The organism is Serratia sp. TSA_130.1 (genome assembly GCF_052691795.1).
In genome coordinates, this window is the sequence record NZ_JBQZFS010000001.1 from 1,166,892 (window position 1) to 1,186,020 (window position 19,129).

The following is a 19,129-nucleotide window of genomic DNA, read 5'->3' on the forward strand; positions in this document are numbered from 1 at the left end:
GGCGCCAACGGCACAGGGGGCCAGTCATTCAACCCGGGCTTACAGCGGTTCGGTCTGGGCTTCCACCACCGCCAGCGCCACCATGTTGACGATGCGGCGCACCGAGGCGATCGGCGTCAGGATGTGCACCGGTTTGGCCACCCCCATCAGCACCGGCCCGACGGTCACCCCTTCCGAGCAAGAGACGCGCAGCAGGTTGTAGCTGATGCGCGCCGCTTCCATGTTCGGCATGATCAGTAGGTTGGCCGAGCCTTTCAGCGGGCTGTCCGGCATCAGATCGTGACGGATGCTTTCCACCAGCGCGGCGTCGCCGTGCATTTCACCGTCGATCTCCAGCTCCGGCGCCAGCTCGTTCACCAGCTCCAGCGTTTTACGCATCTTGCGCGCCGCCGGGCAATCAGACGAGCCGAAGCTGGAGTGAGACAGCAGCGCCACCTTCGGTTCGATACCGAAACGGCGCACGGTTTCCGCCGCCATCAGGGTGATCTCCGCCAGCTGTTCCGGCGTCGGATCGTCGTTGACGTAGGTGTCGGCGATGAAGGTGTTGCCGCTCGGCAGCAGCAGCGCGTTCATCGCGCCCGCGACGTGCGCGCCTTCACGGAAGCCGAACACGTTCTTCACCACGTCGTAATGCTCGTGGTAGCTGCCGATGGTGCCGCAGATCATCGCATCCGCTTCACCGCGGTGCAGCATGATGGCGGCGATCAGCGTCGGGTTGCCAATCACCGCGCGACGCGCCTGTTCTTGCGAAACGCCGCGGCGTTTCATGATCTGGTAGTACTCGCCCCAGTATTCGTTGAAGCGCGGATCCGACTCGTTGTTCACCACTTCGAAATCTTTGCCCGGCGTCAGTTGCAGGCCCAGCTTTTTCAGGCGCATCTCGATCACGCTCGGACGGCCGACCAGGATCGGGAAAGCCAGCCCCTGCGACACCAGCTCTTGCGTGGCGTGCAGCACGCGCTCTTCCTCGCCTTCCGCCAGCACCACCCGCTTCACCTCTTTGCGCGCCTGGGAGAAGATCGGTTTCATGAACAGATTGGTTTTGTAGACGAACTCCGCCAGCTTCTCCACGTAGGCGTCGAAGTCTTCGATCGGACGCGTCGCCACGCCGGAGTCCATCGCCGCCTTGGCCACCGCCGGTGCGATCTTGACGATCAGACGCGGATCGAACGGTTTCGGAATGATGTATTCCGGCCCGAAGGAGAGATCCTGATCGTCATACGCGGAGGCCACCACGTCGCTCTGTTCCGCCAGCGCCAGATCGGCGATGGCATGCACGCAGGCCAGCTTCATCTCTTCGTTGATGGTGGTGGCGCCCACGTCCAGCGCGCCGCGGAAAATGAACGGGAAGCACAGGACGTTGTTCACCTGGTTCGGGTAGTCGGAACGGCCGGTGCAGATGATGGCGTCCGGGCGCACCGCTTTGGCCAGCGGCGGCAGAATTTCCGGTTCCGGGTTGGCCAGCGCCATGATCAGCGGATCGCGCGCCATGGTTTTCACCATATCCTGCGTCAGCACACCCGGGCCGGAGCAGCCGAGGAAGATGTCGGCGTTCGGGATGGCGTCGCCCAGCGTGCGCTGGCCGTTATCCTCGATGGCGTAGGCGGCTTTGGTCTGTTCCATATTGGCGTCGCGGCCTTTATAGATGACGCCCTTGGAATCGCAGACGGTGATGTTCTGTTGACGCAGCCCCAGCGCCACCAGCAAGTTCAGGCAGGCGATGGACGCCGCGCCGGCGCCGGACACCACCAGCCGCACATCGGAGATGTTCTTCTTCACCACGCGCAGGCCGTTGAGCACCGCGGCAGTGGTAATGATCGCCGTGCCGTGCTGGTCGTCGTGGAACACCGGGATCTTCATGCGCTCACGCAGTTTCTGTTCGATGTAGAAACACTCCGGCGCCTTGATGTCTTCCAGGTTGATGCCGCCGAAGGTCGGTTCCAGCGCGGCGATAATGTCGATTAATTTGTCAGGGTTATGCTCATCCACTTCGATATCAAATACATCGATACCGGAAAACTTCTTGAACAAAACGCCCTTGCCTTCCATCACCGGCTTACCGGCCAACGCGCCGATATTGCCCAGACCCAGTACCGCCGTGCCGTTGGAAATCACCGCCACCAGGTTGCCGCGCGCGGTGTATTTGTAGGCCGCCAGCGGATCTTCGGCGATCTCGAGGCAAGGCGCGGCGACGCCCGGCGAATAGGCCAGCGCCAGATCGCGCTGGGTCGCCAACGGTTTGGTAGGGGAAACCTGGATCTTCCCTGGGACAGGAAACTGATGGAAATCAAGGGCACTCTGTTTGAGCTGTTCGTCCATTATGGATTCCTTTGTTTTTTGCTTTTATGTTGAGGTAAGGCTTTGAGGCTGCGCCCTGCCGTGGGCCATGGCGCCCAATTACAATGACAGGGCACAGCCTTGAAGTATAGTGAGAGAAACATCACAAACTTTGAAGCGCGCCATAACCTTGGTCGAAAGACCGTTTTAAAAGTAAAAAAAGAAGGCCTGCGGGACAAGTCAGACAAGCGCCGCCGTCAGCGCGGCGGCAGCGTGGCGCGCCAGGCGTTGAGCGTCTCCACCTGGCCGGCGCAAATGTGTAACGAGGTTTGTAACGCCAGGGCATAGCTTACCGCATCGCCCCAGGTCTCCCCCTGCAACTGCGGCTGCTCACAGGGAGCAAATACCGACTCAGGGGGCAACAGCGGCACGGCCTGCGGCGCCGGCGGCCGGGCGCAGGAGCTCAAGCACAGCGCCAGGCAGAGGCTGAGCGGCGCAGGGATCGTTTTTAATCGCTTCACGGTATTTCCTCTGATAAGCCTCGTGTTGTTGGCGCAGCTGCTGTTCCTGCCGCTGCTGCGCCGCCATCAGCGCACGATTTTGCGCATCCTGGGTCTGCAGGGTGGCGATCAGCCCCGCCTGCTGCGCCAGGCTTTTTTGCAATTCCGCCGCCTGTTGCCGCGCGGACACCAACTGATGCGACAGCAACGCGCTGTAGCCGCCGAGGCAGATGGCCGCCAGCAACAGCAGCAGCAACCCGCCCTGCATCAGTTTTTGCAGCCAGCCGCTCATGCCGGATAGTCCCGAAACGGCAGCTGGAAGTGCGGGCCGTCCTTGAGGGTCTTCCATTCGCCGCCCCATTCGACGTTGATGCCGCATTCACGCGCCGCGCGCCGCACCGCCACCGCAATTTGCGCGTAGTAATCCCACTCCCAGGAGACCACGCCCGCCGGCATCGCCACCACGTCCACCGCGTGTCCGGTCAGATGGCGGCTGCGCAGCGTTTGGCTGTTGCCGGCGCGCACCATTTCCCGCTGGCGCGCCATGCTGCGCAGCCCCTCGCTGACGGAAAACGGCACCAGGGAATAGCGCAGCGCCAGACGAATAACGCGCACCAGATCCGGATGCACGCCGCGCAGGTTCTCTTCGCTGCGGGCGGTAAAGCGAATCTCTTCGATGTCATTTAACATTTTTAAACCCCGTTTTTTTGCCGATGAATTTTTTAATTAAGGCGTTGATGTAATCCGCCCCCATAAAGCCAATCAATACGCTGGCCAAATTCGCCCAGTTTAATTCCAGGCCCATCAACGCCAGCGCATCGCGCACCGTCCAGGCCAATAACGCGCACATCGCCGCATTCAATAAACGTCGCCGAATACCCACGTTGCGATAGGCGCCGTGTAATAGCGCCATCACGCCGGCCAGAATGGCGTTCAATACCGGCTGAAGATATTCACATACTCGCTGGACTATTAAGCCAACAGCGTCAGGCTCTATGCTGGACATAGCTCATCTCCTTTTTTATTTTTAATTAAATGCCAATCACGGCCGGTGGGACATCGGATACTCAGAATCTAGTTAAGGATGCTATTACAAAGCAAATGAATAAATACAGGCCCTATAGTCGAATTCATTCATGCTGAATGCTGGCACAACACATAAACGCCAAGGCAGGCGGCAGTGAATAAAAAATTCATTCTTATCGTGATTTGTTTCGACTGTTATTTCTGCGAAAAATAAACATTAATGGCAACGGGAAATATTTCCCCATCGAAAAACATCCATTCTGGAGAAATGCCATGTCCACACGTAAAGCCGTTATTGGGTATTATTTTATTCCGACCAACCAAATCAATAATTACACCGAGACCGATACGTCTGTCGTGCCGTTCCCGGTTTCCAACATCACGCCGGCCAAAGCCAAACAGCTGACGCACATTAACTTCTCGTTCCTGGATATCAACAGCAATCTGGAATGCGCCTGGGATCCGGCCACCAACGACGCCAAGGCGCGCGATGTGGTCAACCGTCTGACCGCGCTCAAAGCGCACAACCCCAGCTTGCGCATCATGTTCTCCATCGGCGGCTGGTACTACTCCAACGATCTGGGCGTGTCGCACGCCAACTACGTCAACGCGGTGAAAACCCCGGCGTCGCGCGCCAAGTTCGCCCAATCCTGCGTGCGCATCATGAAGGATTACGGCTTCGACGGCGTGGACATCGACTGGGAGTACCCGCAAGCCTCGGAAGTGGACGGTTTCATCGCCGCGCTGCAAGAGATCCGCACCCTGCTGAACCAGCAAACCGTCGCCGACGGCCGCCAGGCGTTGCCGTACCAGTTGACCATCGCCGGCGCCGGCGGCGCCTTCTTCCTGTCGCGCTATTACAGCAAGCTGGCGCAGATCGTCGCGCCGCTCGATTACATCAACCTCATGACCTACGATCTGGCCGGCCCCTGGGAGAAGGTAACCAACCACCAGGCGGCGCTGTTCGGCGATGCGGCCGGGCCGACCTTCTACAATGCGCTGCGCGAAGCCAACCTGGGCTGGAGCTGGGAAGAGCTGACCCGCGCCTTCCCCAGCCCGTTCAGCCTGACGGTCGACGCCGCGGTGCAGCAACACCTGATGATGGAAGGCGTGCCGAGCGCCAAAATCGTGATGGGCGTGCCCTTCTACGGCCGCGCCTTCAAGGGCGTCAGCGGCGGCAACGGCGGGCAATACAGCAGCCACAGCACGCCGGGCGAAGATCCGTACCCGAACACCGATTACTGGCTGGTGGGCTGCGAAGAGTGCGTGCGCGACAAGGATCCGCGCATCGCCTCCTATCGCCAACTGGAGCAGATGCTGCTGGGCAACTACGGCTATCAGCGGCTGTGGAACGACAAGACCAAAACGCCTTACCTGTATCATGCGCAGAAAGGGCTGTTCGTCACCTATGACGATGCCGAGAGCTTCAAATACAAAGCGAAATACATCAAGCAGCAGCAGTTGGGCGGCGTGATGTTCTGGCATCTGGGGCAAGACAACCGCAACGGCGATCTGCTGGCCTCGCTGGATCGCTATTTCAACGCCGCGGACTACGACGACAGCCAGCTGGATATGGGCACCGGGCTGCGCTACACCGGCGTCGGCCCCGGCAACCTGCCGATCATGACCGCGCCGGCTTATGTGCCGGGCACCACTTACGCGCAGGGCGCGCTGGTGTCCTACCAGGGTTACGTCTGGCAGACCAAATGGGGTTACATCACCTCGGCGCCCGGTTCTGACGGCGCCTGGCTGAAGGTGGGCCGCGTGGCGTAAGCCGTAAAAAAACCCCGTAGCCGAATGCTGCGGGGTTTTCATTGAGTTAACCGTTTGATTTTCGCGTCCCTTCGTCTCTATTCCTTCAGTTGTGGCACCAAGGATAACCGCCATCCCGCACCACTTCGCGGCCCATCAGGCTGTAGACATCGCTTTTGCGCGTCAGCCGCTCATGCCACCAGTTAAACCCGGCGCCCTTGCTGGCCGGGTGCCACGCCAGCCAAATCATTTCGTCGCCCTTTTGCATCTCTACCGGCACCGTCACCAGTTCGCCGCTGGCCAATTCCTTTTCGATCAAAGCAGGCGGCAGAAAAGCGTGGCCGATGCCGCGTTTGAGCAGCGCCAGGTTGCTTTCCACGTCGCATACCACCAACTGACGCTGCAAGGGCAGCGTGCCGTGATTACGCTTGGGCAGCTCATGGCTGCTGTCGGCGATCACCACCACGATGTCGTTCAACCGCTGTTTCTTGCACACCGGCTTTCTCTGCGCCGCGAACGGGTGCGAAGGCGACACGCACAGCACAAAGTTGAGCTTGCCGAGCATCAGGGTTTTGGCCTGCACGCTGTCGGGAATTTGGCCAATGGCGATGATCAGATCCGCCCGGTTGTTCTTCAGCGCATCCCAGGTGCCGTTCAACGCTTCTCGCTGCACCGAGATACTGGCGTTCGGGCAATGCTGAATATAGTCGCGGATATCCTGCGTCAGGGTTTCCAACGGGAAGAAGGTGTCTACCGCCAGGCGGATATTATTGTCCAGCTTGGGGATGTTGCGCACCCGGCTTTCCAGATCCTGCACCGCATTTAATATCCAGCTGCCTTCCTGCAGGAGAAATTCCCCTTCATCCGTCAGGGTAATCATGGGGCCATTGCGATGAAAAAGTTTCACGCAGAGTTTGCTTTCAATATTGGAAACCCGATAAGAGATCGCCGAAGGCGTTTTATGCAGCGCCTCCGCCGCCATAGAGAAAGAACCGGTGCTCTTGATGGTGCTGATTATTTTAATCGCGTCCAGGGATAATCTAGTCATACAAATTCCTCTTTAAAATAAAATAAGAAAAATGACACTAAATTCCCAAGGTGGTGGCGCACAAAAATCGATCAAATCGAACAAGGGTACTCATAGCAACAAGCAATATACTTCATAAATGAGAGCGCTATCTTAAATACTATTCATCACGACCTGATATAAAATTCATCATAGCGCCCTACTTTTACACAGCGACAGTTAAATAAATTCAGCCTAACGATCAAAGATCGTCATCATAATAATTTTCGTTAATAGCCGTTAAAACATTCCGCTCTATCGCACGACCAGAATGATAAAAATAAAACAAGCCGACAAGAAGGGTTATTTCTAATTGCGTTATTAGTCTCTCATTTTGTCGGTGAAATACGCTCAACTTACAACATAATTTCAGTCAGGAGTGACTTATGAACAAAACTTCCCGTACCCTGCTCTCTCTGGGCCTGCTGAGCGCGGCCATGTTCGGCGTTTCGCAACAGGCGAATGCTCACGGTTATGTCGAGTCGCCGGCCAGCCGCGCCTACCAGTGCAAACTGCAGCTCAACACCCAGTGCGGCAGCGTGCAGTACGAACCGCAGAGCGTCGAAGGCCTGAAAGGCTTCCCGCAGGCCGGCCCGGTTGACGGCCATATCGCCAGCGCCAACAAGTCCACCTTCTTCGAACTGGATCAGCAAACGCCGACGCGCTGGAACAAGCTCAACCTGAAAACCGGCCCGAACTCCTTTACCTGGAAGCTGACCGCGCGTCACAGCACCACCAGCTGGCGCTATTTCATCACCAAGCCGAACTGGGACGCTTCTCAACCGCTGACCCGCGCTTCCTTTGACCTGACGCCGTTCTGCCAGTTCAACGACGGCGGCGCCATCCCTGCCGCGCAGGTCACCCACCAGTGCAACATACCGGCAGATCGCAGCGGTTCGCACGTGATCCTTGCCGTGTGGGACATAGCCGACACCGCCAACGCCTTCTATCAGGCGATTGACGTCAACCTCAGCCACTGATCCGTCAAAAGGGGGATGTCTCTGGAGGGTTCAGCCTGGCGCTGAACCCTTTTTTGCGGGTGCCGCTATTGCGACATGTTGAGGATAGTGCGCACATTGAGCGCGCTGGTGGCGATAATGTCGATGGCGCCGGTGCGCAACGCGCCCAAAATCGCCAGCGCCTTGGTATTCTCGGAGGCAATGGCGATCACGCACGGAATTTTGCGCAGCTCATCAATGCTCAGCCCAATCACACGGTCATTCATCACCGTATCGACATGCTGCCCCTGGGCATTGAAAAAGTCATAGCCGGCGATGTCGCCGATCACGCCCTGATTAAGGCTGGCGTCGATAATCTCGTGCGGCGTAAACCACCCCAATTTCACCATATAACTGTTTTCATTCATGTCGCCAATGCCGACTAACGCCACATCGGCCTTACGCGCGCGATCCAACGTTTCCTTGATCGTGCCGTTCTGCATGAAGGCGTCTTTCAACGCGCGATTTTCGACGTAGGCCGGCGCATAGAGCGTCTCGCTGCTGCCGCCGAACTTCTTCGCCAGACGCCGGCTGATATGGTCGGCGTTGATCGCATCGCCCGGACGGTGGGTGCCGCCGATGCCGCAGATGAACTTGCAGTTGCGCTCCGTCACGCTGCCGACGTGATCGGCGATCGCCGCCACGTTGCGTCCCTGCCCGACCGCCAACACCATATCGTCTTTCAGCGACATCGCCAGGTAGTTGGACACCAGCGCCGCCACTTGCCGACGCTGTTCCTCTTCGTCCTGATGATCGAGCGCGATCAGCGCGCGGCTGATGGGAAAACGTTCCATCATCTGCTGTTCCAGCCGGGTGCTGAACACCGGGTGATAACGCACGTTGATCTCGACGATGCCTTCTTCCTTGGCGCGCTTGAGCAAACGACCGACTTTGATCCGTGAGATGCCGAACTTTTTGGCGATCTCTTCCTGCGTGATCTCATCCTGATAATAAGCAACGGCGATTTCGGTCAGCAGTTCGTTATCCTGGGACACAGTTTGTTTTTCCATCCGTTAGACGTTTCCCCACGGCAGGCCGGTTAATCATGGCGGAGGGACGATACACGCCCCTCCGACAATGCTGAATGCCCGCTAGTATAACGCGTTCAGGCGGCAACGGTATTCAGTCGTTGCTCCACCTCGTCCGCCAATCGGGTCAAGAGCAGGCAGCAAGATACCGCGCCGGCGTCCAGTACGCCGCGCGAACGCTCGCCCAGACGGCTGGCGCGGCCGATTTTCGCCACCAGCTCGCGCGTGGAATCGCGCCCGCGCGCCGCGGCGATCCTCATCTGTTCCAGCGCAGCGGCGAAGTCGTCACCGCGCCCCGCCGCCTGCTCAAACGCCGCTACCGCCGGTATCAGCGTATCCATCAGACACTTGTCCCCTACGCCCGCGCTGCTGATGTCCTGCAGTTCGCGCAAACCGCCGTGCAACATCGCCAAAAATGCCTGCTTATCCAGCACGCTGCGCTCGCGCACGCTCTCCGCCATGCCCATGAACAGGCTGCCGTACAGCGGCCCCATCGAACCGCCGATGCCCTCCATCAGCGCATCGGAAACCGCATCGAACGCCTGCGCCAACGTGAGCTCGCGGCCGCGAATGGCATCGCCGCACATCGCGAATCCCTTCGACATGTTAATGCCGTGGTCACCGTCGCCGATGGCGCCGTCGATTTCGCTCAGGTATTCGCGGTTGCTGACAATGGTTTCTATCAGCCCCGTAACGATCTCACTGCCGTACCGGGTTGAAATTTGTTCCGTCATGATTCACTCCACCTGGGTTAAGCCTAAAGATTGCGCCGGCATGTCCAGCAGCGTTTTCAGTTCGTCATCCAGCGTCATCAGCGTCAGCGTCACGCCCATCATTTCCAGCGACGTGAAGTAATTGCCGACGTAGCGCCGATGCACCCGCACGCCTTTCGCCGTCAACCGACGCTCTATTTCGGCATAATAGATATACAGCTCCATCACCGGCGTGGCGCCAAGCCCGGAGATCAGCAACGCCACCTCCTGCCCCTGTTCCAGCGGCATGTCGTTGAGCACGAAATCGAGCATGGTGCCGGCCATCGCCGACGCCGACTGGATCGGCGACACCTCAATGCCCGGTTCGCCGTGATGGCCAATGCCGATCTCCATCTTGCCGTCTTCGATATGAAAATTGGGTTTGCCGACCGCGGGAATGGTGCAGGAACTGAGGCCGACGCCGATCGAACGACACCGGTCGATGGCTTTTTGCGCCGCGCCGATCACGCCGTCCAGATCGTATCCCTTGGCCGCCGCCGCCGCGCCGACCTTCCACATCAGAATTTCTCCGGCCACGCCGCGCCGTTTATCGATCTCACTGGCCGGCGCCGAGGCGACGTCATCGTTGGCCACCACGGTTTTCACCCGTATGCCGGCCGCCGTGGCCTTCTTGATCGCCATCTTGACGTTCATGTTGTCGCCGGCGTAGTTGCCGTACAGGCAAGCGACGCCCGCACCGCTGTCCGCCGCCTTGAACGCGTCGAGAAAAGCCCCCGCCGTAGGCGATGAAAAAATCTCGCCAATTGCGACGGCATCCAGCATGTTTTTGCCGACATACCCCAGAAACGCCGGCTCATGGCCGGAACCGCCGCCGGTGACGATGCCCACTTTGCCGGCGATCGGCGCCGGCGGATATTTCAACACCCGCGCATTGTCAGTGGCGGCGTAATAGTCCGGGTGGGCCAGCCTATAGCCCTGAATGGCGTCTTCCACTACGTGATCGGGATCGTTAATGATTCTGTTCATCGCGGCCTCTCTGTCGCCTGAATAAGAAATTATTGAATGGTGTAACCGCCGTCGACCACCAGGTTGGCGCCGGTGATCATCGCCGCCGCGTCACCGGCCAAAAACAGGGCGCTGGCGGCGATATCTTGCGGCTCAGCAAAGCGCCGCAGCGGAATTTTCTGCTTCATCTGCTCAGCCACCTCGCCAGACCAGGCTTTGCGCCCCAGCTCCGTCAAAACCACGGTGGGTGAAATGGCGTTGACCCGCACGTTGTGTGGCCCCCACTCCAGCGCCAGCACCTGGGTCAACCCGATAACGCCCGCTTTGCTGGCGCAATAGGCCAGGTGATTCGGCAATGCCACCACCCCGGCCTGCGAGGCGAGATTGATGATGCTGCCGCCGCGCTGGCGAATGAAACGGCGACCCACCGCCTGGCAGGTGAGAAACACGCCTTTCAGATTGACCGCCAGGGTTGCATCCCACGCCGCTTCCGGCAGTTCCTCAGCGGGATGCAGCGCGACGATGCCGGCGCTGTTGACCAGCACGTCCAGCCGCCCGAAATGCGCCTCAATCTGCGCCACCGCCCGCTCCACCGACGCGGCATCGGTGACGTCGGCCACGACGCCCAGCGCCGCCTCGGCGTCCAACTGTCGTGCCACTTCCGCAACCTGCGGCGCACGATCGAGCAGCGCCACGCGCGCGCCGTTTTGCAGATAGCGTTCGGCGATAGCGAGGCCGATCCCCGCAGCGCCGCCGGTAATCAGCGCCACCTTGCCCTGTAGCGAGAGCTCGCGCGGCGCCGTAGTTTGATGATTAATCATATATTTCCCCTTAAAACTGTGAACTTCACCCTCGGTCAGGATATTTTCGCCAAACTCGCGCCGCGTTCTTCCTGCGCCGTCGCGCTTTCTTTCGGCAGCGTGACAAATTTCATCAGCACGCCGCTGAACAGGTACAAGCCGGTAAAGATCCAGATCACGCCAACGGTGCCGAGACTGCCGATAAACAGCCCCACCACCGCCGGGCCGACAAAGGTGCTCAGGCCGGCGCCCAGATTGAGAATCGACATCGCCGCGCCCTTATTGTCCGGCGCCAGCGACGGCATGATGGCCGACAGCGGCACGAACGCCGCCAGGCAGGCGCCGAACAAACCGGCGGCGCAAACGGTCAGCAGGTAGTTGGCGCCGAAGAATTGCGGCACGTAGTAGAACATCAGCGTGGTCAAGGCGCAGCCGACGCAGCCGAACCACATCACCACATTGCGCCAGCCGAGACCGTCGCTGATCACGCCGAAAATCAGGTTGAAAATGATGTTGACCGTCCACAGCGCGGCGTACATCTGCAGCCACTGCGTGCGGGTGAACCCCATATCCATCATGTACATGGGCATGAATACGACGAAGCCGTATGCCGCAGAGGTATTAATGGTGCGCACGATGCCGCCCAGGCCGATCTTCGGGTTTTCAAACGCGATGGTGATGCCTTTCAAGACGTAACCCAGCGACGCTTTTTCCCGGTTGCCGCTCTGTGCCGCGCCGTCGTCGCGATTGAGCATCAGCGCAATCACCGCGCCCAGCACGACGAAAATCAGCGCGCTCCACAGCGTGTGGATCTCGCCGAGATAAGGCAGCATGATGCTGGAATACAGCACGCCCAGCACGCTGAGGCCGCCGCTGTAGACGAACCAGAAAATCCCCACCGCCGACCCCAGCCTTTCCGGCGGCGCCTCATACGCCACCCACACCAGAAAACCGTAGGCGAACAACGGATAACCCAAGCCGCGCAGCGCATAGGTCGGCACCATGATCGCCAGGTTGTTGCTCGGCAGGCCGAACGTCAAAAAGCACACCGAACCGAACAGAAACAGCAGCAGGCCGGCCAACATCACCCGCCGGGCGGTAAAGATTTCCGCCAGCACGCCGGAAAACCAGGCGGCGATCGCGGCCGCAAAGCCATAAACGCTGAACAGCAGCGCCGATTCCTGAATGCTCAGCCCCTTGCCGATCAAATAAGGCGACAGCCATCCTTGTTCCAGCCCTTCGCCCATCATGAACACCAACACGCCGGCATAGCCCAGCAGCAGTTTCGGTGACAGACCAATGCGATGAATCAGTCCATGCAACATAGAACACCCCAGCACATGTGATTATGGAGGCGCAGGCACGCCCGCACCCGAAGAACGATGCAGGTTTCAGAGGTTTGGATTAAGCACCACTTTGATTGAACCGATGCCGCGCTTCATCAGCTCGAAGCCCTCGGCGAACTGTTCCAGCGGCAGCGTATGCGTCACCACGCCTTCGGTCGGCAGATCGCCATTGGCGATGCCTTCGATCACCAGCGGGTAGCAGTAAGGGCCGAGGTGCGAACCGAGCACGTCCAGCTCTTTGCGGTCGCTGATGATGCTCCAGTCGACGGTCACCGGATCCTTGAACACGGAAAATTCCACGAAGGTGCCGAGCTTGCGGATCAGCGTCAGGCCCTGTTCCACGGACTTTTGGGCGCCGGTCGCCTCGATGTAGATGTCGCAGCCGTAGCCGTCGGTCATCGCTTTAACCGCCGCGGGCACGTCGTCACGGGTCGGGTTCAGCGTCACATCCGCGCCGAAGCGCTTCGCCAGCGCCAGACGCTCGTCGGACAGATCCAGCACCACCAGCTTCGAGGGCCCGGACTTTTTGATCGCCCCGATCATGCCCAGCCCCAGGGTGCCGGCGCCGGCCAGCACCACGACATCGCCCAGTTTGATATTGGCGCGTTGCACCGCATGGAAGGAGCAAGCATAGGGTTCGATCAGAATGGCTTTTTCGATCGGCAGATCGGCCGGTACGTGATAGTTAATCGCCTCTTTGGTGAACTTCATGTACTCGGCCATGCCGCCATTGACGTTTTTCTGGAAACCGTACAGGTCATGCTTTTCGCACATCCAATACTGGCCGCGGTTGCAGAAGCGGCATTGCCAACAGGGAACGATCTGTTCTGATATCACCCGATCGCCGAGATTGAAGCCCTCGACGCCTTCGCCGTATCCCACCACGTGGCCGATAAACTCATGACCGGGGATCATCGGCGCCTTGATGTATGCCGGTTGTTTTTCATCGCCCCAGAAGCTGGGCGCCCCTTCGAACGCTTTAACATCGCCGGCGCAGATGCCGCAGGCCTCGATCTTCACCAGGATCTCTTTCGGGCCGATCTTCGGTACCGGCACCTGTTCCAGGCGGTAATCTTTCGGGGCGTACGCCACAACCGCCTTCATGATCTCGGGGATACCGTCCGCCATTTTCGCCTCTGTCATGCAGGTCTGACACATAGCACTCTCCTCTGGTAGGGTGACTCTTTATGATCAATAACACAAACAAAGAACAAATGAACACTAGCGTCACGCGTTCAATTTGCCCACAGAGAACTTGCCAAACTGTGATATCGCTCAAAAACCCGTCTGCATGAGGATAAATAACGATTAAAACCTCTTTTTTAGTGACGGTCGTCACCTTTTAAAGGGAGGAACAGAAAAATCAGGCAAAAAACAAAAGAACACCAATTGAACATTTGATTAAACAGGGATACGGTAATGAACGTGGCGCCACCGAGGATCGCCGCCCTTTTCGTTACCAATCAGGAGACCGCTATGCTGCCTATCGCCATCGGCGCCGACGATGCCGCCATTGAACTGAAGGATCTGATCGTCGCCCACCTGCAACGACGGGACATTCCCGTCATTGACTACACGACGGATCGCACCGCAGAAACGGGGATCTATCCCGATATCGCCTATCGCGTCGCGCAGGCGATACGGGAGGAAAAACATCGGCGGGGGATCCTGCTGTGCGGCACCGGCATCGGTATGAGCATCGTGGCCAATAAAGTGCCCGGCATTCGCGCGGCGCAATGTCACGATACCTACTCCGCCCAACGGGCGCGCAAAAGCAATGATGCGCAGATCATCACGCTGGGCGCGCGGGTCATCGGCGCCGAACTGGCGAAAACCATCGTCGATGCCTGGCTGGAATCGGAGTTTGAAGGGGGAGGATCGGCGCCGAAAGTCGAGCGGATCGGCTATTACGAAAACGCGGTCGGTCGGCGTTAAATCGCCTGCAGTCTCGATGGCGGTCGCGCGCAAGCCGCGCTCCGCCTGGGTTTATTCGTCATTCATTGTTATTATCCATCGCAACAATCAGAAAAAGCGCATTTTCATTCTCGATCCGATGATGCAGTGTGTTCCCCCTATGATGAAAAAGGTTCTCATTTCCCTACGTTGAGCTTGGTCAAGGAGCTTATCAATGAATCAATTAGACGCACTCAAGCAGCTGACCACGGTGGTCGCCGACAGCGGCGATATCGAATCCATCCGCCAGTTCGAACCCCAGGACGCCACCACCAACCCTTCGCTGATCCTGAAAGCCGCCGCGCTGCCGCAGTACAAAGCGCTGATCACCGAAGCGCTGGAGTATGCCCGCCGCCAGGGCGGCAGCAAGGAAACCCAGCTGATCAACGCCAGCGATAAACTGGCAGTCAACATCGGTGTCGAGATCCTCAAAAGCGTGCCGGGCCGCATATCCACCGAAGTGGACGCCCGCCTGTCGTTCGACCGCGGCATGTGCGTCGCCAAAGCGCGCAAACTGATCGGCATGTATCAGGAACAGGGCATCGACAAATCGCGCATCCTGATCAAGCTGGCTTCCACCTGGGAAGGCATCAAAGCCGCCGAAGAGCTGGAAAAAGAAGGCATCAACACCAACCTGACGCTGCTGTTCTCCTTCGCTCAGGCCCGCGCCTGCGCCGAAGCCGGCGTGTATCTGATCTCGCCGTTCGTCGGCCGCATCTATGACTGGTACCAGGCTAAACAGCCTGCCGCCGACTACGACGCCGATCAGGATCCGGGCGTGAAATCGGTGCGCACCATCTATGAATACTACAAGCGTCATCGTTACCAGACGGTGATCATGGGCGCCAGCTTCCGCAAAGTTGAGCAGATCCTGGCGCTGGCCGGCTGCGATCGCCTGACCATCGCGCCGAACCTGCTGGAGCAGCTGAAAAACAGCGAGCAGCCGGTCGAACGCAAGCTGACCCCGTCGACCGAGGGCTTCCACCAACCTGCCCCGCTGGCCGAAGCGGAGTTCCGCTGGCTGCACAATCAGGACGCCATGGCGGTGGAAAAACTCGCCGAAGGCATCCGCCTGTTCGCCGTCGACCAGCAGAAGCTGGAAGACATGTTGGCCGCTCAACTGTAATCGCACTGGAGTTTCGTTATGTCTTCTCGTAAAGAGCTTGCCAACGCCATCCGCGCACTCAGCATGGACGCCGTACAAAAAGCAAATTCCGGCCACCCGGGGGCCCCTATGGGCATGGCGGACATCGCCGAAGTCCTGTGGCGCGACTACCTCAACCACAACCCGACTAACCCGCACTGGGCTGACCGCGACCGTTTCGTGCTCTCCAACGGCCACGGCTCCATGTTGATTTACAGCCTCCTGCACCTCACCGGCTACGACCTGCCGATGCGCGAGCTGGAAAACTTCCGTCAGCTGCACTCCAAAACCCCAGGCCACCCGGAGTACGGCTACACCCCGGGCGTTGAGACCACCACCGGCCCGCTGGGCCAGGGCATCGCCAACGCCGTCGGCTTCGCCATCGCCGAACGCACCCTGGCGGCGCAGTTCAACCGCCCGGGCCACGACATCGTCGACCACCACACCTACGCCTTCATGGGCGACGGCTGCATGATGGAAGGCATCTCGCACGAAGTCTGCTCCCTGGCCGGCACCCTCAAGCTCGGCAAGCTGACCGCCTTCTACGATGACAACGGCATCTCCATCGACGGTCACGTCGACGGCTGGTTCACCGACGACACCGCCCTGCGTTTCGAAGCCTACGGCTGGCACGTGGTGCGCAACGTCGACGGCCACAACCCGGACGCCATCAAGGCCGCGATTGAAGCAGCCCGCAAGGTGACCGACAAGCCGTCGCTGCTGATGTGCAAGACCGTTATCGGCTTCGGTTCGCCGAACAAGGCCGGCACCCATGACGTGCACGGCGCTGCGCTGGGCGCCGCCGAAGTGGCCGCCACCCGCGAAGCGCTGGGCTGGAAATACGCCGCCTTTGAAATCCCGCAGGACATCTACGCCCAGTGGGACGCCAAAGAAGCCGGTCAGGCTAAAGAAGCGGCCTGGAACGACAAGTTCGCCGCCTACGCCAAAGCTTTCCCGGAGCAGGCTGCCGAGTTCAAGCGCCGCATGAACGGCGAGCTGCCGGCCGACTGGAAAGCCGACGCCAAAGCGTTCGTGGAAAAACTGCAGGCCAACCCGGCCAACATCGCCAGCCGCAAGGCGTCGCAGAACGCGCTGGAAGCGTTCGGCAAGGTGCTGCCGGAGTTCCTGGGCGGCTCCGCCGACCTGGCGCCGAGCAACCTGACCATGTGGTCCGGTTCGAAAGCGCTGAACGTTGACCCGGCGGGCAACTACATTCATTACGGCGTGCGCGAGTTCGGCATGACCGCCATCACCAACGGCATCGCGCTGCACGGCGGCTTCCTGCCGTACTCGGCGACCTTCCTGATGTTCGTGGAATACGCCCGCAACGCGGTGCGCATGGCGGCGCTGATGAAGCTGCGCAACGTGTTCGTCTACACCCACGACTCCATCGGTCTGGGCGAAGACGGCCCGACCCACCAGCCGGTGGAGCAGCTGGCGAGCCTGCGCGTGACCCCGAACATGAGCACCTGGCGCCCGTGTGACCAGGTGGAATCGGCGGTGGCGTGGCAGTACGGCATCGAGCGCAACGACGGCCCGACCACGCTGGTGTTCTCGCGCCAGAACCTGACCCAGCAGCCGCGCACCGCAGAGCAGCTGGCGAACGTGTACCGCGGCGGCTACGTGCTGAAAGACTGCGCGGGCACGCCGGACGTTATCCTGATTGCCACCGGCTCCGAAGTGGGTATCACGGTGGAGGCGGCGGACAAACTGACCGCGGCGGGCCGCAAGGTGCGCGTGGTGTCGATGCCGTCGACCGACGCGTTCGACAAGCAGGATGCGGCGTACCGCGAGTCGGTGCTGCCGGCGGCGGTAACGGCGCGCGTGGCGGTGGAAGCGGGTATCGCGGACTACTGGTACAAGTACGTGGGCCTGAACGGCGCTATCGTGGGCATGACCACCTTCGGTGAGTCGGCGCCGGCGGAGCAGCTGTTCGCCGAGTTCGGCTTCACCGTGGACAACGTGGTGGCCAAGGCGCAGGCGCTGCTGAAGTAAGCCGCCGGGTGCAAGCCGATAAAAAAGCCGGTCATCATGACCGGCTTTTTTTATGGGCGGAAATCGCGATTACGACGCGGCCTTGACGCTTTCGGCGCTGCGCAACCGGTCGTAAGCCGCCGCCAGCAACAGCACCAACAGCGTAGGCTGCAGCCAGACCAGACCCTGCTCGGCCAGCGGCAGCTTATCGAACCAGGCGGGCAGCAGGCCGCTGAAGCTTGAAGCCTTCAGGCCATCGGCCAGGCCGAACACCAGGCTGGTAGCGATCACCGGCGCGAAGACGCGTCTGGCGCTGCGCCAGCGGTTCTGGCTGAAGCTGAGCAACACCAGCGCGATGCAAGGCGGGTAGATCGCCGTCAGTACAGGCAGTGAGACGCGGATCAGATTGGCCAGCCCCATGTTGGAAACCAGCATGGCGAAGAGGGCGAGGATGACCACCAGCGCGCGATAAGAAAGCGGCAGGTAGCGAGAGAAGAAGTCCGCGCAGGCACAGGTCATGCCGACCGCCGTCACCAGGCAAGCGATGAACATCAGCACCGCCATAAAGACGCTGCCCAGATCGCCGAAGGTGTGCTGCACATAGGCGTGCAGGATTGCCGCGCCATCCTGAGCACCGCTGCCGACCAGGCTGCCGCTGCCGGCGCCGAGCTTGAACATGCAGATATAGACCAGCGTCAGGCCGACGCCGGCGATCAGGCTGGCCCACAGGGTGTAGCGCAGCAGCAGGCCGCTGTCGCTGACGCCGCGTGAGCGGGCGGCGGTGACGATAATCGAGCCGAACATCAGCGCCGACAGCGTGTCCATGGTTTGATAACCCTGCACGAAGCCGGTGGAAAACGCCGCTGCCTGATAGCTGCCGACGGCGGAGACCGGCGCACCGGCGGGCCACACCAGGGCGGCGATGCCGAGCGCGGCCAGCGCCAGAATTTTCAGCGGCGCCAGAATATGGCCGACGTTATCGAGCAAGCGGCCGGGATACAGCGACACAACCATCGCCAGGGTAAAGAACAGCAGGCTGTAGATGAACTGCGGCAGGGCGCCGTTGCCGGTGAAGGGCGCGATGCCGAGGGCGAAAGAAACATTGGCGGTTCGCGGGGTGGCGAACAGCGGGCCGAGCGCCAGATAGCAGACGGTCGCCAACAGCAGGCCGGCGGTGCGGCCGATGGGGCCGGTCAGCAGGCTGATGCTGCCGCCGACGCGCGCCAGCGCGATCACGGCGATCACCGGCAGAGCGACGGCGGTCACCATAAACCCGAGTGCGGCCGGCCACAGATGTTCACCGGACTGCAGCCCCACCAGAGGGGGGAAAATGATGTTGCCGGCGCCGACAAACAGGGCGAAGGTCATAAAGCCCAGGGCGATAATGTCTTTCGGGGATAAACTCTTGGTCATAACGGTATGGCACTGCCTGTATTCATGAAATAAACGGCCTGGCTGCGAAATGAAGCGCTGCAGAAGGAGGCGCGTGGGGCTGCGTACGCCCGCAAAAATTTTCGTCCGGCAGGATATAATAATTCGGCGACAAA

The 19,129-nt window shown here is 60.0% G+C and carries 18 protein-coding genes; 5 read left to right on the top strand and 13 right to left on the bottom strand.

From position 1 onward, the window contains the following. Positions 1–39: 39 nt before the first annotated feature. The 5 genes from maeB to ACUTQY_RS05490 form a co-directional block, all read right to left on the bottom strand. Complete coding sequence (gene maeB / locus ACUTQY_RS05470) at positions 40–2,319, bottom strand: NADP-dependent oxaloacetate-decarboxylating malate dehydrogenase (protein ID WP_016926766.1); 2,280 nt, start codon at positions 2,317–2,319, stop codon at positions 40–42. 215 nt (positions 2,320–2,534) lie between these two features. Then, positions 2,535–2,708, bottom strand: coding sequence for an Rz1-like lysis system protein LysC (gene lysC / locus ACUTQY_RS05475; RefSeq protein ID WP_004936544.1), 174 nt, complete (start codon positions 2,706–2,708; stop codon positions 2,535–2,537). Continuing rightward, positions 2,689–3,069 carry a DUF2570 family protein gene (locus ACUTQY_RS05480; RefSeq protein ID WP_046687600.1) on the bottom strand — a complete coding sequence of 127 codons (381 nt, stop codon included), beginning with the start codon at positions 3,067–3,069 and terminating at the stop codon, positions 2,689–2,691. Before ACUTQY_RS05480 ends, lysC begins: the two co-directional genes overlap by 20 nt. Beyond that, positions 3,066–3,467 carry a M15 family metallopeptidase gene (locus ACUTQY_RS05485; protein ID WP_033643981.1) on the bottom strand — a complete coding sequence of 134 codons (402 nt, stop codon included), beginning with the start codon at positions 3,465–3,467 and terminating at the stop codon, positions 3,066–3,068. The genes ACUTQY_RS05480 and ACUTQY_RS05485 overlap by 4 nt, the downstream gene beginning before the upstream one ends. Beyond that, positions 3,457–3,783, bottom strand: a complete 327-nt coding sequence (locus ACUTQY_RS05490; RefSeq protein ID WP_033643982.1) for a phage holin, lambda family — start codon at positions 3,781–3,783, stop codon at positions 3,457–3,459. The genes ACUTQY_RS05485 and ACUTQY_RS05490 overlap by 11 nt, the downstream gene beginning before the upstream one ends. Before the next feature lie 293 nt (positions 3,784–4,076). Here ACUTQY_RS05490 and ACUTQY_RS05495 point away from each other — a divergent pair, with 293 nt between their 5' ends. Further along, positions 4,077–5,576 (top strand): glycosyl hydrolase family 18 protein, encoded by a 1,500-nt coding sequence (locus ACUTQY_RS05495; RefSeq protein WP_033652572.1) that lies wholly within the window; start codon positions 4,077–4,079, stop codon positions 5,574–5,576. Positions 5,577–5,661: 85 nt separating this feature from the next. Here ACUTQY_RS05495 and ACUTQY_RS05500 read toward each other — a convergent pair whose 3' ends face one another. Continuing rightward, positions 5,662–6,603, bottom strand: a complete 942-nt coding sequence (locus ACUTQY_RS05500) for a LysR family transcriptional regulator (protein ID WP_025303805.1) — start codon at positions 6,601–6,603, stop codon at positions 5,662–5,664. A gap of 404 nt (positions 6,604–7,007) precedes the next feature. Here ACUTQY_RS05500 and ACUTQY_RS05505 point away from each other — a divergent pair, with 404 nt between their 5' ends. Beyond that, positions 7,008–7,601 carry a lytic polysaccharide monooxygenase gene (locus tag ACUTQY_RS05505; RefSeq protein ID WP_033643984.1) on the top strand — a complete coding sequence of 198 codons (594 nt, stop codon included), beginning with the start codon at positions 7,008–7,010 and terminating at the stop codon, positions 7,599–7,601. A 65-nt stretch (positions 7,602–7,666) separates the two neighbouring features. Here the strand turns inward: ACUTQY_RS05505 and ACUTQY_RS05510 are convergent, their stop codons facing one another. The 6 genes from ACUTQY_RS05510 to ACUTQY_RS05535 all read right to left on the bottom strand — a co-directional run bounded on the left by ACUTQY_RS05510 (position 7,667) and on the right by ACUTQY_RS05535 (position 13,669). Continuing rightward, positions 7,667–8,629, bottom strand: a complete 963-nt coding sequence (locus ACUTQY_RS05510) for a sugar-binding transcriptional regulator (protein ID WP_004936575.1) — start codon at positions 8,627–8,629, stop codon at positions 7,667–7,669. Positions 8,630–8,724: 95 nt separating this feature from the next. Next, on the bottom strand, positions 8,725–9,381 hold the full coding sequence (dhaL, locus tag ACUTQY_RS05515) for a dihydroxyacetone kinase subunit DhaL (protein ID WP_033643985.1): 657 nt from the start codon (positions 9,379–9,381) through the stop codon (positions 8,725–8,727). 3 nt (positions 9,382–9,384) lie between these two features. After that, positions 9,385–10,386 carry a dihydroxyacetone kinase subunit DhaK gene (locus tag ACUTQY_RS05520; RefSeq protein WP_015378693.1) on the bottom strand — a complete coding sequence of 334 codons (1,002 nt, stop codon included), beginning with the start codon at positions 10,384–10,386 and terminating at the stop codon, positions 9,385–9,387. Between the two features lie 29 nt (positions 10,387–10,415). Then, positions 10,416–11,186: an SDR family oxidoreductase gene (locus ACUTQY_RS05525; protein ID WP_046687601.1), complete on the bottom strand. Its 771-nt coding sequence runs from the start codon at positions 11,184–11,186 to the stop codon at positions 10,416–10,418. A gap of 35 nt (positions 11,187–11,221) precedes the next feature. After that, positions 11,222–12,490 carry an MFS transporter gene (locus ACUTQY_RS05530; protein ID WP_342188147.1) on the bottom strand — a complete coding sequence of 423 codons (1,269 nt, stop codon included), beginning with the start codon at positions 12,488–12,490 and terminating at the stop codon, positions 11,222–11,224. A gap of 66 nt (positions 12,491–12,556) precedes the next feature. Then, a complete protein-coding gene (locus tag ACUTQY_RS05535; protein ID WP_033643987.1) occupies positions 12,557–13,669 on the bottom strand; it encodes an MDR/zinc-dependent alcohol dehydrogenase-like family protein in 1,113 nt (370 codons plus the stop codon). A gap of 318 nt (positions 13,670–13,987) precedes the next feature. Here ACUTQY_RS05535 and rpiB point away from each other — a divergent pair, with 318 nt between their 5' ends. From rpiB to tkt, 3 genes are all read left to right on the top strand, one after another. Beyond that, positions 13,988–14,446 carry a ribose 5-phosphate isomerase B gene (gene rpiB / locus ACUTQY_RS05540; protein WP_033643988.1) on the top strand — a complete coding sequence of 153 codons (459 nt, stop codon included), beginning with the start codon at positions 13,988–13,990 and terminating at the stop codon, positions 14,444–14,446. A gap of 193 nt (positions 14,447–14,639) precedes the next feature. Beyond that, positions 14,640–15,590, top strand: coding sequence for a transaldolase (gene tal / locus ACUTQY_RS05545; RefSeq protein WP_016926754.1), 951 nt, complete (start codon positions 14,640–14,642; stop codon positions 15,588–15,590). 18 nt (positions 15,591–15,608) lie between these two features. Beyond that, positions 15,609–17,603 (top strand): transketolase, encoded by a 1,995-nt coding sequence (gene tkt / locus ACUTQY_RS05550; RefSeq protein ID WP_046687602.1) that lies wholly within the window; start codon positions 15,609–15,611, stop codon positions 17,601–17,603. A 69-nt stretch (positions 17,604–17,672) separates the two neighbouring features. On the opposite strand, the gene brnQ is transcribed toward tkt, so the two are convergent. Then, the gene (brnQ, locus tag ACUTQY_RS05555) at positions 17,673–18,995 is read right to left on the bottom strand and encodes a branched-chain amino acid transport system II carrier protein (protein ID WP_046687774.1); all 1,323 of its coding nucleotides are present in this window, start codon (positions 18,993–18,995) and stop codon (positions 17,673–17,675) included. Positions 18,996–19,129: the final 134 nt, after the last annotated feature.

Excerpts from the sequence above, each read along its gene's own strand:
- maeB (WP_016926766.1), bottom strand. The coding sequence starts at position 2,319 with ATGGACGAACAGCTCAAACAGAGTGCCCTTGATTTCCATCAGTTTCCT.
- ACUTQY_RS05480 (WP_046687600.1), bottom strand. The coding sequence starts at position 3,069 with ATGAGCGGCTGGCTGCAAAAACTGATGCAGGGCGGGTTGCTGCTGCTG.
- ACUTQY_RS05485 (WP_033643981.1), bottom strand. The coding sequence starts at position 3,467 with ATGTTAAATGACATCGAAGAGATTCGCTTTACCGCCCGCAGCGAAGAG.
- ACUTQY_RS05490 (WP_033643982.1), bottom strand. The coding sequence starts at position 3,783 with ATGTCCAGCATAGAGCCTGACGCTGTTGGCTTAATAGTCCAGCGAGTA.
- ACUTQY_RS05495 (WP_033652572.1), top strand. The coding sequence starts at position 4,077 with ATGTCCACACGTAAAGCCGTTATTGGGTATTATTTTATTCCGACCAAC.
- ACUTQY_RS05500 (WP_025303805.1), bottom strand. The coding sequence starts at position 6,603 with ATGACTAGATTATCCCTGGACGCGATTAAAATAATCAGCACCATCAAG.
- ACUTQY_RS05505 (WP_033643984.1), top strand. The coding sequence starts at position 7,008 with ATGAACAAAACTTCCCGTACCCTGCTCTCTCTGGGCCTGCTGAGCGCG.
- ACUTQY_RS05510 (WP_004936575.1), bottom strand. The coding sequence starts at position 8,629 with ATGGAAAAACAAACTGTGTCCCAGGATAACGAACTGCTGACCGAAATC.
- dhaL (WP_033643985.1), bottom strand. The coding sequence starts at position 9,381 with ATGACGGAACAAATTTCAACCCGGTACGGCAGTGAGATCGTTACGGGG.
- ACUTQY_RS05520 (WP_015378693.1), bottom strand. The coding sequence starts at position 10,386 with ATGAACAGAATCATTAACGATCCCGATCACGTAGTGGAAGACGCCATT.
- ACUTQY_RS05525 (WP_046687601.1), bottom strand. The coding sequence starts at position 11,186 with ATGATTAATCATCAAACTACGGCGCCGCGCGAGCTCTCGCTACAGGGC.
- ACUTQY_RS05530 (WP_342188147.1), bottom strand. The coding sequence starts at position 12,490 with ATGTTGCATGGACTGATTCATCGCATTGGTCTGTCACCGAAACTGCTG.
- ACUTQY_RS05535 (WP_033643987.1), bottom strand. The coding sequence starts at position 13,669 with ATGTGTCAGACCTGCATGACAGAGGCGAAAATGGCGGACGGTATCCCC.
- rpiB (WP_033643988.1), top strand. The coding sequence starts at position 13,988 with ATGCTGCCTATCGCCATCGGCGCCGACGATGCCGCCATTGAACTGAAG.
- tal (WP_016926754.1), top strand. The coding sequence starts at position 14,640 with ATGAATCAATTAGACGCACTCAAGCAGCTGACCACGGTGGTCGCCGAC.
- tkt (WP_046687602.1), top strand. The coding sequence starts at position 15,609 with ATGTCTTCTCGTAAAGAGCTTGCCAACGCCATCCGCGCACTCAGCATG.
- brnQ (WP_046687774.1), bottom strand. The coding sequence starts at position 18,995 with ATGACCAAGAGTTTATCCCCGAAAGACATTATCGCCCTGGGCTTTATG.